10 protein-coding genes and 2 pseudogenes are annotated in these 13,016 nt (G+C 62.8%); 10 read left to right on the top strand and 2 right to left on the bottom strand.

Going from position 1 to position 13,016, the window contains the following annotated elements:
- Positions 1-27 precede the first annotated feature (27 nt).
- A complete protein-coding gene (locus tag M2396_RS22585) occupies positions 28-969 on the bottom strand; it encodes a helix-turn-helix domain-containing protein (RefSeq protein WP_259078848.1) in 942 nt (313 codons plus the stop codon).
- Between the two features lie 681 nt (positions 970-1,650).
- On the opposite strand from M2396_RS22585, the gene M2396_RS22580 reads away from it, so the two are divergent.
- From M2396_RS22580 to M2396_RS22535, 10 genes and pseudogenes are all read left to right on the top strand, one after another.
- Positions 1,651-2,709, top strand: a complete 1,059-nt coding sequence (locus M2396_RS22580; RefSeq protein ID WP_259078847.1) for a phenylacetaldoxime dehydratase family protein — start codon at positions 1,651-1,653, stop codon at positions 2,707-2,709.
- 92 nt (positions 2,710-2,801) lie between these two features.
- Positions 2,802-3,668: a transporter gene (locus M2396_RS22575; RefSeq protein WP_259078846.1), complete on the top strand. Its 867-nt coding sequence runs from the start codon at positions 2,802-2,804 to the stop codon at positions 3,666-3,668.
- Positions 3,669-3,704: 36 nt separating this feature from the next.
- On the top strand, positions 3,705-4,229 hold the full coding sequence (locus tag M2396_RS22570) for a group 1 truncated hemoglobin (RefSeq protein ID WP_150571254.1): 525 nt from the start codon (positions 3,705-3,707) through the stop codon (positions 4,227-4,229).
- A gap of 188 nt (positions 4,230-4,417) precedes the next feature.
- Positions 4,418-5,932 (top strand): amidase, encoded by a 1,515-nt coding sequence (locus tag M2396_RS22565; protein ID WP_259078845.1) that lies wholly within the window; start codon positions 4,418-4,420, stop codon positions 5,930-5,932.
- Positions 5,933-6,004: 72 nt separating this feature from the next.
- Positions 6,005-6,586 (top strand): nitrile hydratase subunit alpha, encoded by a 582-nt coding sequence (gene nthA / locus M2396_RS22560; RefSeq protein WP_259078844.1) that lies wholly within the window; start codon positions 6,005-6,007, stop codon positions 6,584-6,586.
- Between the two features lie 39 nt (positions 6,587-6,625).
- Entirely contained in the window at positions 6,626-7,288 is a 663-nt protein-coding gene (gene nthB, locus M2396_RS22555; protein WP_101322202.1) for a nitrile hydratase subunit beta, read from the top strand.
- Complete coding sequence (locus M2396_RS22550) at positions 7,285-8,541, top strand: GTP-binding protein (protein WP_150571257.1); 1,257 nt, start codon at positions 7,285-7,287, stop codon at positions 8,539-8,541. Before nthB ends, M2396_RS22550 begins: the two co-directional genes overlap by 4 nt.
- A gap of 13 nt (positions 8,542-8,554) precedes the next feature.
- Positions 8,555-9,553, top strand: a pseudogene (locus M2396_RS24205) (PAS domain-containing protein); the annotation flags it as partial.
- Positions 9,548-9,838 (top strand): annotated as a pseudogene (locus M2396_RS24430) (methyl-accepting chemotaxis protein); the annotation flags it as partial. The pseudogenes M2396_RS24205 and M2396_RS24430, both read left to right, overlap by 6 nt.
- 61 nt (positions 9,839-9,899) lie before the next feature.
- Positions 9,900-11,540: an AMP-binding protein gene (locus tag M2396_RS22535; protein ID WP_259078843.1), complete on the top strand. Its 1,641-nt coding sequence runs from the start codon at positions 9,900-9,902 to the stop codon at positions 11,538-11,540.
- 153 nt (positions 11,541-11,693) lie between these two features.
- Here M2396_RS22535 and dctA read toward each other — a convergent pair whose 3' ends face one another.
- Positions 11,694-13,001, bottom strand: coding sequence for a C4-dicarboxylate transporter DctA (dctA, locus tag M2396_RS22530; protein ID WP_150572289.1), 1,308 nt, complete (start codon positions 12,999-13,001; stop codon positions 11,694-11,696).
- Positions 13,002-13,016: the final 15 nt, after the last annotated feature.

Here is a 13,016-nt window from a genome sequence, read left to right as displayed (position 1 = left end):
ACTTAGCGCCAACCGCAATCTTCCGGCTCAGGCGCCATTGCGCCGCAACAAAGTATGCGGCGCCACCCCAAACGCCTTCCGAAACGCATGACTAAAATGCGAAAAATCCGAAAACCCAAACTCCAACGCCGCCTGCGACACACTCCTAACCTGCCCACACTCAATCGCCGCCCGGCTAGCATTCAGCCGTTCCTTCCAAATCTCCGCCACCGGCGACTTCTGATGCCGAGCAAACGCCCGTGTCACCGTCCGCGTGGACACATGATGCGCTACGGCAATCGTCTCAATCGACAACTCCGGCTCAGTCAAATGCCGCTGTATGTAGTTCATGATCCGCCCATACAAATCCAGCTCTTGATGGGTGGTCTTCAGGTCCTGCAGCTCCAGGCTGAGCACCAGCAAATCAATGATGGTGTTGGAGTAGCGCCGGGAGATGCCTTCATCCTGCAGCAGCGCGACTGAGCTGGCCGCCTGGCCGATCATCTGCCGCAGCGGGATCACGCCGGGGCGGGCTTCGTCGAGCACCAGTGCGGTGAAGTCGCCGATGCGGGGCACGCGTTGGGCGAGCAGTGGTCGGGGGATGCGGATCAGGTGGTTTTCGGTACCACCAAGGCTGAAGCGGAAGGGTTGGGTTGCGTCGTAAAGAAACAAATTGCCGGCGCTGAGGCTGGCTTTGCGGGTGTGTTGTTCGATTTCGCCGTAGCCGCCGTGGGTGAATCCGAGCCAGATGTCTTCGGCGGGGTCGCTGCGCAAATGCTGCTCGGAGCGCACCCAGTGGTGCAGCGGCGACGACAGCGTGGTGATGTCCAGGGGGCCAATTCCGTTGACCTGCAGCGCACCTTCGAAATCGCTCTGGGACGAGGGTTTGCTGTCTGCCGACAGGCAATGGTGGCAGACCACTTCTCGCCAGTAATCAAAGCGGCGAGCGGGTGAAACGGCAAGGGTGGAATACTGGTTGGTCTCAGCCATGATGGCGCTCACCTTGATGCAACAACGGGAGAAAACGGGGCACTGTTACCGCCGGTGGTACAGGCAATAAACACGCCAGCGGGTTGTGTTGGCGCGAGAGTGTCTAGTGCGTGATTGCGCAAACGTGTGGCTGTTAACAGCCTCAACTTCTCTCCCCATTTCAGGGCAAAAGTCCTGTTTTACGTGGTGCGCTGCACCCTCTTGGTTCGTGCTCAAGCGGGTGTTTTGGTGCTGTCTTTTCCAACCAAACGGTTGTCCTTGCGAACAAAGCGGGGCTGGTGAGTCCTGCCTAACTTTGACCTTACGGCAAATCAGCAAACCGTGCCGATGAGGTGAGCCCATGCGATTCGAACAACAACAGCAGGTGGCAGATGAGTTGAGGTGGCTGCATATGCGTGACCTGGCGCCTGAGGAGTTTTTGTCTTGGGTGCTTGAGTGGGGGGGATGTGCGGTGCGGGCTCGGTTGGGGAGGGGCTTGCTTAATGCCATCGCTTTGAAAGCGAAAAATTGGGTCTGGTTTGCGTGGGTTGGGGGCTGCTTTGCAGCCCTTTCGCGACACAAGGCCGCTCCTACACGGACCGCGTCCAACGGGGCTGCTGTTCGGAGGAGTACGGAGCGTTTGAAAGCAATGACCCTGAATACTGAGCGTGTGCCTGAAATTAAAATAATGAGGAGCCTGTGATGGAGTCTGCAATCGACAAACACCTCAAGTGCCCGCGCACGTTGTCGCGCCGGGTGCCTGATGATTACCAGCCGCCCTTCCCGATGTGGGTGGGCCGCGCTGATGAGCAGTTGACTCAGGTGGTGATGGCTTACCTGGGCGTGCAATACAAAGGTGACGGCCAGCGTGAGCAGGCCTTGCAGGCGATGCGTGACATCGTTGCCAGCTTCAGCCTGGCCGACGGCCCGCTGACCCACGACTTGACTCACCACACCGACAACAGCGGCTACGACAACCTGATGATTGTCGGCTACTGGAAGGACGCCGGCGCTTACTGCCGCTGGATGCGTTCGGCCGAGGTGGAGGGTTGGTGGAGTTCGCCGCAGCGCTTGAACGACGGCCTGGGTTATTACCGTGAGATCTCTGCGCCGCGGGCAGAGCAGTTCGAGACGTTGTATGCGTTTCAGAGCGACTTGCCGGGCGTTGGCGCGGTGATGGACAACACCAGTGGGGAGATCGAAGAGCACGGTTACTGGGGCTCGATGCGCGACCGTTTCCCGGTGTCGCAAACCGACTGGATGAACCCCAACGGCGAGCTGCGGGTGGTGTCTGGCGACCCGGCCAAGGGCGGTCGGGTGGTGGTGGTCGGCCACGACAATATCGCGTTGATTCGCTCGGGCCAGGACTGGGCCGCGGCGGAGGCGGCGGAGCGTTCGTTGTATCTGGATGAGATCTTGCCGACCTTGCAGGACGGCATGGACTTCTTGCGCGATAACGGCCAGCCGTTGGGCTGTTACAGCAATCGCTTCGTGCGCAATATCGATGCGGACGGCAACTTCCTCGACATGAGTTACAACATCGGCCACTGGCGCTCGGTGGAAAAACTCGAGCGCTGGGCGGAATCACACCCGACTCACTTACGCATCTTCGTGACCTTCTTCCGGGTGGCGGCGGGGCTGCAGAAGTTGCGCCTGTACCACGAAGTGTCGGTGTCGGATGCGAGCAGCCAGGTGTTCGAATACATCAACTGCCACCCGCACACGGGCATGTTGCGTGACGCACAAGTAAACACCAACTAACAACGAACTCCACGTTTAGCCCTGCACCTGCCGTTATTACGGCAGCGGGGCTCTTTTTGCCCGAATTTGGGCTCAAAATAAGGACTTGGTCCATGAAACAGCTCCGTTACCTGATGCTCGCGGTGGCCTCACCGTGCCTGTCTGCCCAAGCGGTTGAAGTTGCGCCGGGGGATTATGAAGTGCTGCCGGTGGGTGCAACCATTGGTGTGGTCTATTACCAGCACTCCACCACCGACAGCCTTTACGCCCAGGGTCACAAGGCCAGCTCGGACTTCAACTTGACCTCCAATGTCGGCATCTTGCGTTTGCTGCATGTGTACAAATTGACCGACCGACTGACCATCGAGCCGCAGTTTCTGTTGCCGTTCGGCCATGTCTCCAGCGGCGGTGACGCTTCGGCCCTGGGCAGCGCCAGCGGTATCGGTGACCTGACCCTGACCGCGCCGCTCAAGTACCGCCTCAACGAAGCCAACGACACGGTCGGCGCCACGGTTTATCTGGTCGCGCCGACGGGCAACTACGACCGCAAAGACGGGCTCAACCTGGGCGAAAACCGCTGGAAGGTCGACTTGCAGGCGGCGTACATCAAGCACTTCGGTGAGAAGTGGGCAGTTGACTTGGTGGGTGATGCGATCTGGTACGGCGACAACGACGACTTCGGCGCCAACTCGGTCCGGCGTGAACAGGATACGTCCTACGCAGCGCAGTTGATGGGGCGCTACATCATCGACCCGGGCACGTCCCTGGCCCTTGGTTTTGGCCACACCTGGGGTGGCGAAAACAAAGTCGACGGCAGCAACCAGGACGACCGCGGCGAGACCACCAACTTCCGCGTCACCGCGACCAAGTTCTTTACCGCTCAGGACCAGCTGCAGATGCAACTGGGGCGTGACCTCGCGGTAGAAAACGGCCCGAAAGAAAACTTCCGCCTGAACCTCAGGTACGCCCGGGTCTTTTAACCGTCTGCCGATCCTCAGCTGAAATGGAGCATTCACATGACTGACCAAAACGCCTCTACCGAACAACAACCTTCGCTGTACACCCGCCTGGGCGGCTACGACGTGATCTACCAGTTCGCCGGCGCGGTATTGCGCAAGACCATGGGCCACCCGGCCATTGGCCATATCTGGGCGCATATGTCCGAGTCGACCTTCCAGAAAGAGCACATCAACTTTGTCGACTTCCTCTCCCAGCACTGGGGTGGCAGCGCCAAGTACCGCGGTCGCGACATGGTTACCGCACACCGCGGCATGGGCCTGACCGAGGTGCACTGGCAAGCCACGCTGGATTGCCTGGAGGAGTGCTACAACGACTACGACCTGGCGCCGGAGCTGCGCAAGGAGGTCAACGATTTTCTGGTCAAGTTCAAACCTGCGGTGATCGGCAGCCCGTCCTACCGCGACGTGGTCCTGGCCAACCCTGAGATGGACCCAGCCAAGGGCATGAAGAGCGTCGGCGTGGTCTGGCCCGCACGTGGCGAAGCGGCGGCACAGGCCGCAGTACCCAAGCTCGAGTCGTAACACCGCTCGGCCACATAGATGAGGCTCAGCGCCTGGCGCAGGCAGTCCTTCTCAACCAAGCGACTGTCCTGCTCAACCAAGTGCCGGCCGCGCGCTGGCGCTAGCTTAGTAGCAGGCCCAGCCGCGGCGGGCCTCTCGCACAGCCATTTGCCAGGCCCTGAGGCCTGGCATCGGAAACAGGACACACCATGGCCATCACCCGCCCGACGCTCGAACAACTGCAGGCCCTCGCCGCGCGCCTGCATCTGCAGCTGACACCCGAGCAAGCCAGCGAATACCTGGCGCTCATGCAGCCCAGCCTGGACGCCTACGACCTGGTCGACGAGCTGCCCGACTTCACTCCGCTGGTGCGCTACGAGCGCACCGCCGGCTATCGCCCGTCCAGCCGCGAAAACCCGCTGAACGCCTGGTACTACCGCACCGAGGTGATGGGCGCCAGCGCCGGCAAGCTGCTCGGTAAAACCGTTGCCCTGAAAGACAACATCTCCCTGGCCGGCGTGCCGATGATGAACGGCGCCGCGCCGCTGGCCGGCCATGTACCGTCGTTCGATGCCACCGTGGTCACCCGTTTGCTCGACGCCGGGGTGACCATCCTCGGCAAGGCCACCTGCGAGCACTACTGCCTGTCCGGCGCCAGCCACACTTCGGACCCGGCGCCGGTGCACAACCCTCTGCGCCCGGGCTTCAGTAGCGGTGGCTCGTCTTCGGGCAGTGCGGCGCTGGTGGCGGCCGGCGAAGTCGACCTGGCGGTGGGCGGCGATCAAGGCGGTTCGGCGCGTATTCCTGCGGCGTGGTGCGGCATTTATGGCCTGAAGCCGACTTTCGGCCTGGTGCCGTACACCGGGGTGATGGCGGTCGAGGCGACCTTCGACCATGTCGGCCCGATGACCAGCAATGTGCGTGACAACGCGCTGATGCTGGAAGTGATGGCCGGCGCCGATGGGCTCGATCCCCGCCAGGGCACGCCTGAAGTCGACGCTTACAGCCACTACCTTGATCGTGGCGTGCGCGGCCTGCGCATCGGCATCCTCAAACAAGGCTTCGAGCTGGCCAACCTCGACCCGCGGGTTGCCAAATCGGTGCGCAGCGCCATCACCCAGTTCGAAGTATTGGGGGCGGTTGTCGAGGAAGTCTCGGTGCCCGAGCACACCCTGGCCGGCACATTGTGGGGCCCGATCGGCTGCGAAGGCCTGACCATGCAGATGATGCACGGCAACGGTGCTGGCTTTAACTGGAAGGGGCTGTACGACGTCGGCCTGCTCGACAAACAGGTCGGCTGGCGCACCCAGGCCAACGCCCTCTCGCCGTCGCTCAAGCTGTGCATGCTGGTCGGCCAGTTTGGCCTCGACCACTACCACGGCCGCTACTACGCCAAGGCGCAGAACATCGCCCGCTTCGCCCGTGCCGGTTACGACAAGGCGCTGGAGCAATACGACCTGCTGGTGATGCCGACCGTGCCGATCATCGCCCAGCCGCTGCCAGCGGCGGATTGCTCGATCACCGAGAACGTCTCGCGGGCATTGGAAATGCTAGGTAATACCGCCGCCCAGGACATCACCGGCCACCCGGCCATGTCCATCCCCTGCGGTTTGGTTGACGGCTTGCCCGTTGGGCTGATGCTGGTTGGCAAGCATTACGCCGAGGGCACTATTTACCAGGCGGCGGCGGCATTCGAAGGCGCGGTGGACTGGCGCACGCTGTAGCGCAAGCGACCAGCGCCACAGCCCCGAACAACAATTAGATCAACAACCGTGTTGAACGAGAGGAGTAATCCCATGACGGCAACCTCAACCCCGGGTGAGCGGGCACGGGCACTGTACGCAGTGCTGAAGAACAAAGACCTGATCCCCGAAGGCTACATCGAGCAGCTCACCCAGCTGATGGAACACGGCTGGAGCCCGGACAACGGCGCGCGCATCGTCGCCAAGGCCTGGGTCGATCCGGCCTTCCGCGAGCTGCTGCTCAAGGACGGCACTGCCGCCTGCGCGCAGTTCGGTTTCACCGGGCCGCAGGGCGAATACATCGTCGCCCTGGAAGACACCCCAACGCTGAAAAACGTGATCGTCTGCAGCCTGTGCTCCTGCACCAACTGGCCGGTGCTGGGCCTGCCGCCCGAGTGGTACAAGGGCTTCGAGTTCCGTGCGCGGCTGGTACGCGAGGGGCGCACGGTATTGCGCGAGCTGGGCACCGAGTTGGCGGAAGACGTGGTGATCAAGGTTTGGGACACCAGCGCCGAAAGCCGTTACCTGGTGCTGCCACAGCGGCCAGCGGGCTCCGAGCACATGAGCGAAGAGCAGCTGCGCCAACTGGTGACCAAGGACGTGCTGATTGGCGTCGCCCTGCCGCGTGTCGGCTGAGCAACGCGCCCAACCCCCTACCCTTGCGGAGTGTTCAAAATGGATGGCTTTCACGATCTCGGCGGTTTCCAGGGCTTTGGCAAAGTGCCCCACCGCATCAACAGCCTCAGCTACAAGCAGGTGTTCAAGCAGGACTGGGAGCACCTGGCCTACAGCCTGATGTTCATTGGCGCCGACCACATGGGCAAGTTCAGCGTCGACGAAATCCGCCACGCCGTGGAGCGCATCGATGTGCGCCAGCATGTCGGCACCGAGTACTACGAGCGCTATGTCATCGCCACCGCCACCCTGCTGGTCGAGACCGGCGTCATCACCCAGGCCGAACTGGATGAGGCCCTCGGCTCGCACTTCAAGCTGGCCAACCCGGCCCATGCCCAAGGCCGCGAAGCGATCACCGGGCGCCCGCCGTTCGAAGTCGGCGACCGAGTCATCGTGCGTGATGAATACGTCGCCGGGCATGTGCGCATGCCGGCCTATGTGCGTGGCAAGCAAGGCGTGGTGCTGCACCGCACCACTGCGCAGTGGCCGTTCCCGGATGCGATCGGCCACGGCGACCGCAGCGCGGCGCATCAACCGACCTACCACGTCGAGTTCCGGGTAAAGGACCTGTGGGGCGACGCCGCCGACGATGGCCTGGTGGTGGTCGACCTGTTCGAAAGCTACCTGGACAAAGTCGACAGCCCGCGAGCGGTGCACGCATGACTGCCGGCGCCCAGGCAGGCCGACTGCCGGTGACGGTCCTTTCCGGCTTCCTCGGCGCAGGCAAGACCACCCTGCTCAACCATATCCTGCGCAATCGCCAGGGTTTGAAAGTGGCGGTGATCGTCAACGACATGAGCGAGGTCAACATCGACGCCGCCGAGGTGCAGCGTGATGTAACGCTGCACCGTGGCCAGGACGAGTTGATCGAGATGAGCAACGGCTGCATCTGCTGCACCCTGCGCGCCGACCTGCTCGAGCAGATCAGCGCGCTGGCGCGCCAGCAGCGGTTTGATTATCTGCTGATCGAGTCCACCGGCATTTCCGAGCCGATGCCGGTGGCCGAGACCTTTGCCTTTCTCGACACCGAGGGTTTCAGCCTCAGTGAACTGGCGCGGCTGGATACCTTGGTAACCGTGGTCGATGCCAGCCAGTTTCAGGCCCTGCTCGACTCACCGGCAACCGTCGAGCGGGCCGACGCCACTGCGCCGCGGCGCCCGCTGGCTGACCTGCTGATCGAGCAGGTCGAGTACGCCAACGTGATTCTGGTGAACAAGTGCGACCTGATCGACGACACGCAATACCAGACGCTGCGGGCGGTGCTGGCCGGGCTCAATCCCGGCGCGCAGATCCTGCCAATGGTCGCTGGCAATGTTGAACTGTCCACCATCCTCGGCACCCAGCTGTTCGATCTGCCCAGCCTGGCCGCGGCGCCCGGTTGGATGAAGCAGATGGACGCCGACGACACTCCCGCCGCCGAGTCGGACACCTACGGCGTGACCTCATGGGTCTATCGCGAGCGTGCCCCGTTTCACCCGCAACGCTTGCTCGAATTTCTCTCCCGCCCCTGGAGCAATGGCCGCCTGCTGCGCAGCAAAGGCTATTTCTGGCTGGCCAGCCGCCACCGCGAAATCGGCCTGCTGGTGCACAGCGGCAAGCAGTTCCAGTGGGACTACGTCGGCCACTGGTGGAACTTCATCGACCCCTCGCAGTGGCCGCAGGACAAGTACCGCCTGCAAGGGATCATGGCCAAGTGGGACAGCATCGTCGGCGATTGCCGGCAGGAGCTGGTGTTCATTGGCCAGGACCTGGACACCGCAACGTTGCAACGCGAGCTCGACCACTGCCTGTTGAGCGCAGACGAAATCGCTACCGGCCCGTCGGCCTGGCCAGCACTGCCCTGGGCGAACGCCTTCGACAGCCTTGCCTTGTCGACCAGCCAGACGCCGCCATTACCGGCTGCTGCCGCTATCTAGTTGGAGATGTAGCATGCTGTTTTTCAATCGCACCAGCCGCTGGGTACTGGCCCCACTCGCCGACCGCCTCGACCAGCCCGATCAGCCGAGTACGCCGCTGTCGTCGCGCAACCCGCTGCTGCGGCGCATCCTTACCGGCGTCGAGCAGTTGCTGCAGGAGCGGCGCACGCTCAAGGAGCAGGCTCGCGAACTTGCCGCGCAGGTGAGCCAACTGCAACAGCGCCTGGCTGAGCGCGACGAACAGGCGCAGCAGTTGCAAGCGCGCTGGACGCTGGTCACCGAAGGCGCCGATGAGTTGTTCTGGCAACTGCATTTGCCTGCCTCAGGCACGCCTGCGCCAGACTGCGCGATGGAGTGGACGGGCTCGGCCGCGATCCATGCACCGCATCTGCCGGAGCTGGGCCAGTGGCACGAACAGCTGCATCCGGCTGATCGCCACGCCCATCAGCAAGCCCTCGCCCGGCACCTCGCCGACCGCAGCGGGCGCACACCGTTTGCACTGGACCTGCGCATGAAATTCGCCCCCGGCGGCGACTATCGCTGGTGCCGGCTCAGCGGCAGTTCGCTGCGTGACGCCAACGGCGTTGCCATCGCCACGGCGGGCACCCTGCGGGACATCCACGAGCAACAGTTGCACATCCAAGAGCTTGAGCTGGCCGCCGAGCGTTTCGACATTTCCCGCGAAATGCTCCACGACGGCCTGTGGGATATCGAAGTCGTCGCCGGCGACCCGGCCAACCCGAGCAACACCATCTGGTGGTCGTCGCAGATGCGCAGGCTGCTCGGCTGCAGCACCGTCGAAGAATTCCCCAACACCCTGGAAAGCTGGACCTCCCGCCTGCACCCCGACGACAGCGCCCGCGCCATCGCGGCGTTTGTCGCCCATGTCGATGATCGCAGCGGCAACACCCCGTTCGATGTCGAGTATCGCCTGCGCCACCAAAGCGGCGCCTACCGCTGGTTCCGCGGCCGCGGGCAAACCCGGCGTGCTGCGGATGGCGCGCCGTTGCGGGTAGTTGGGGCTATAACTGATATCCATGCCCGCCATGAAGAAAGCACCATCCGCGAGGCGCAGGCGCAACAACACCAGGTGATGCAAGAGACCCTCGGCAAACTGACCCACATCGTCGCCACCATCCAAGGCATCGCCAGCCAGACCAACCTGCTGGCCTTGAACGCCGCCATCGAAGCGGCCCGCGCAGGCGAAGCCGGGCGTGGCTTTGCGGTGGTGGCCGACGAGGTGCGCAAGCTGGCCACGCGCACCAGTCAGGCAACGCAACAAGCAGCGCAGATGATCGACAGCTAACCCAGCGCCAGCGCGGCGTTAAAGATTCCAAACAATAACAATCAGGTACTTTATGCGCGATTACGACTCAGCAGTGACCTCCTTCAATTACCACCAGCTGGCCGCGCAAGACCTGCACGGCGAGCTGGCCGCGATGAACGCCTGCATCGAATGCTGCGACCGCCACGCCTCCAGTGACGCCGTGGCGTTGTACTGCGAAACCCGCGATGGCCGTGCTACCCAGCACACCTTCAGCGAGCTGCAGATTCAGGCCTCGCAATTCGGTAACTTCCTGCGCAGCCAGGGCGTCAAGCCCGGCGACCGCGTCGCCGGGCTGATGCCACGCACGGCTGAGCTGTTGATTGCCATCCTCGGCACCTGGCGCATCGGCGCGGTCTATCAGCCGTTGTTCACCGCGTTCGGCCCCAAGGCCATCGAACAACGCCTGAGCTGCTCGAAGGCGCGCTGGCTGCTCACCGACCCGCACAACCGCTCCAAGCTCGACGAGATCGCCGACTGCCCGAACATCATCGTCGTTGGCGCCGACCGGCTGGACCTGGACGACTTCGATTTCTGGGACGTGCTTTCCCAGCATTCGGCTGACTGCCCGCCGGCGCTGCTCGACGGCAATGCACCGTTTCTGCTGATGTGCACCTCCGGCACCACCGGCCCGGCCAAACCGCTGGAAGTGCCCCTGCGCGCCATCCTCGCGTTCAAGAGCTATATGCGCGACGCCATCGAGCTGCGCGACGACGACCGCTTCTGGAACCTCGCCGACCCCGGCTGGGCCTATGGCCTGTACTACGCCGTTACCGGCCCGCTCGCCTGCGGCCAGGCCACGCTGTTCTACGACGGCCCGTTCTCGGTCGAAAGCACCAGCCGCCTGATCAACAAATACGCGATCAGCAACCTCGCCGGCTCACCCACCGCGTACCGCTTGCTGATCGCCGCGGGTGCTGAATTCTCCGATGCCATTCGCGGCAAACTGCGCGCCGTCAGCAGTGCCGGCGAGCCGCTCAATCCGCAGGTGATCCGCTGGTTTGCCGAGCAGCTTGGTGTGGTGATTCACGACCACTACGGCCAGACCGAAGTCGGCATGGTGCTGTGCAACCACCACGGCCTCAGCCACCCAATCCGCGAGGGCTCAGCCGGTTACGCCGTGCCGGGTTGTCGCATCGTGGTGCTGGATGAACAGCGCCGCGAGCTGCCACCCGGTCAGCCCGGCGTGCTCGCAGTCGACCGCAAGCGCTCGCCGCTGTGCTGGTTCGACGGCTATTACGGCATGCCGACCAAGGCCTTTGTCGACCACTATTACCTGAGCGGCGATATCGTCGAGTTGAATGACGACGGCAGCATCAGCTTTGTCGGCCGCAACGACGACGTGATCACCACCTCCGGTTATCGCGTCGGCCCGTTCGATGTCGAGAGCGCGCTGATCGAACACCCGGCGGTGGTTGAAGCCGCCGTGATCGGCAAACCCGACCCGCAGCGCACCGAGTTGATCAAGGCGTTTGTGGTGTTGCACAGCGGTCATGTTCCTAGCCCTGAGCTGGCCGAAGTGCTGCGCCTGCACGTACGCAACCGCCTGGCCGCACATGCCTACCCGCGTGAGATCGACTTTGTCGAGCAACTGCCGAAGACCCCGAGCGGCAAGTTGCAGCGGTTCATCTTGCGTAATCAGGAAATCGCCAAGCAGCAAACCGTCGAGAGCTGAACTCCAGGTATAAAGCGGTCGGCGTAGGAGCGGCCTTGTGTCGCGAAAGGCCAGCGCAGCTGGCCCGGCGATGTTGGCGGCGAAGCTGAAAGTTTGGGGCCGCTACGCGCCCCTTTCGCGACACAAGGCCGCTCCTACACACACGCGTGCGGCTTACTTCTGCGCCAGCAGGGCTTTCCTCGCCGCCTTCTCTTCCTTCATCGCAGCAATCTCGCGCTCACACGCTGCCACATCAAACGAGTTGTCCCACTTGGCAATCGCAATCGTGCCAATCCCATTGCCAATCAGGTTGGTCACCGCCCGCGCCTCGTTCAGGAAGCGGTCAATCCCAAGCAGCAACACCAGCCCCACCAACGGTATCGAATGAATCGTGGTCAACGTCGCCGCCAGCGTCACAAAGCCTGCCCCCGCCACCCCGGCCGAGCCTTTCGAGGTCAGCAGAAACACCCCAAGCAAGATCATCTGATCCATGAACGTCAGCGGCGTATTGGTTGCCTGGGCGATGAAGATCGCCGCCATGGTCAGATAGATGCAAGTGCCGTCAGCATTGAAGGTATACCCGGTCGGCAACACCATGCCCACCACCGATTTCTTGCAGCCAAGCTTCTCCAGCTTGACCATCATCCGCGGCAGCACGGCTTCGGTTGAGCAGGTGCCGAGGGTGATAAGGATCTCGTCCTTGAAGTAACGCAAGAACATCATCAGCGGCATGCCCGACCATCTGGCAACGGCCCCGAGCACCACCACGATAAAGATCAGCGTGGTGATGTACAGCGCGACCAGCAACTGCCCAAGCGAGAGCAAGGTGCCAATGCCGTACTTGCCGATGGTGAACGCCATGCCGGCACCGGCGCCGAGCGGGGCCAGGCGCATGACCATGGCAACGATCTTGAACAGGCCCTGCAGGAACAGGTCGATGGTGTTGATCAGCGGCTTGCTGGTTTCGCCCATCTGCACCAGCGCCACACCCATCAATACCGAGAGCAGAATGACCTGCAGCATCACCCCATTGGAGAACGCGCCGACGAAAGTGCTCGGGATGATATTGAGGAAGAAGTCGACGGTGCCGCCCTGCTCGCTGGCAGCCTGGCTGTATTTGCTGATGGCGCTGCCATCGAGGCCGGCGGCATTGATGTTCATGCCTTCGCCGGGTTTGACCAGGTTGACCACGATCAGGCCAACGACCAGGGCGATGGTCGAGAGGATCTCGAAGTAGATCAGCGCTTTTACGCCAATGCGGCCGACTTCCTTGATGCTGCCCATCTTGGCGATGCCGACTACCACCGTGCCGAAGATGATCGGCGCCAGCAGCATCTTGATCAGTTTGATGAAGCCGTCGGCAAACGGCTGCAGCTTGGCGCCGATGTCGGGCACGAAGTAACCGATGGCGGCGCCGATGACGATGCCGATCAGCACTTGCACGTAGAGCTGGCTGTACCAGCGGGACTTGGACGTTTCCACGAATGCACCTCATTT

Source organism: Pseudomonas sp. BIGb0278, from assembly GCF_024809895.1.
In the GTDB taxonomy this organism is placed as follows: Bacteria; Pseudomonadota; Gammaproteobacteria; order Pseudomonadales; family Pseudomonadaceae; genus Aquipseudomonas; species Aquipseudomonas shirazensis.
Note: the sequence above shows the minus strand (reverse complement) of the source record. Positions and strands in the feature narration are given on the sequence as shown.

Coding starts and splice junctions, on each gene's coding strand:
- M2396_RS22575 (WP_259078846.1), top strand. CDS start 2,802: ATGAAACAGCTCCGTTACCTGATGCTCGCGGTGGCCTCACCGTGCCTG.
- M2396_RS22580 (WP_259078847.1), top strand. CDS start 1,651: ATGGAGTCTGCAATCGACAAACACCTCAAGTGCCCGCGCACGTTGTCG.
- M2396_RS22585 (WP_259078848.1), bottom strand. CDS start 969: ATGGCTGAGACCAACCAGTATTCCACCCTTGCCGTTTCACCCGCTCGC.
- M2396_RS22570 (WP_150571254.1), top strand. CDS start 3,705: ATGACTGACCAAAACGCCTCTACCGAACAACAACCTTCGCTGTACACC.
- M2396_RS22565 (WP_259078845.1), top strand. CDS start 4,418: ATGGCCATCACCCGCCCGACGCTCGAACAACTGCAGGCCCTCGCCGCG.
- nthA (WP_259078844.1), top strand. CDS start 6,005: ATGACGGCAACCTCAACCCCGGGTGAGCGGGCACGGGCACTGTACGCA.
- M2396_RS22550 (WP_150571257.1), top strand. CDS start 7,285: ATGACTGCCGGCGCCCAGGCAGGCCGACTGCCGGTGACGGTCCTTTCC.
- nthB (WP_101322202.1), top strand. CDS start 6,626: ATGGATGGCTTTCACGATCTCGGCGGTTTCCAGGGCTTTGGCAAAGTG.
- M2396_RS22535 (WP_259078843.1), top strand. CDS start 9,900: ATGCGCGATTACGACTCAGCAGTGACCTCCTTCAATTACCACCAGCTG.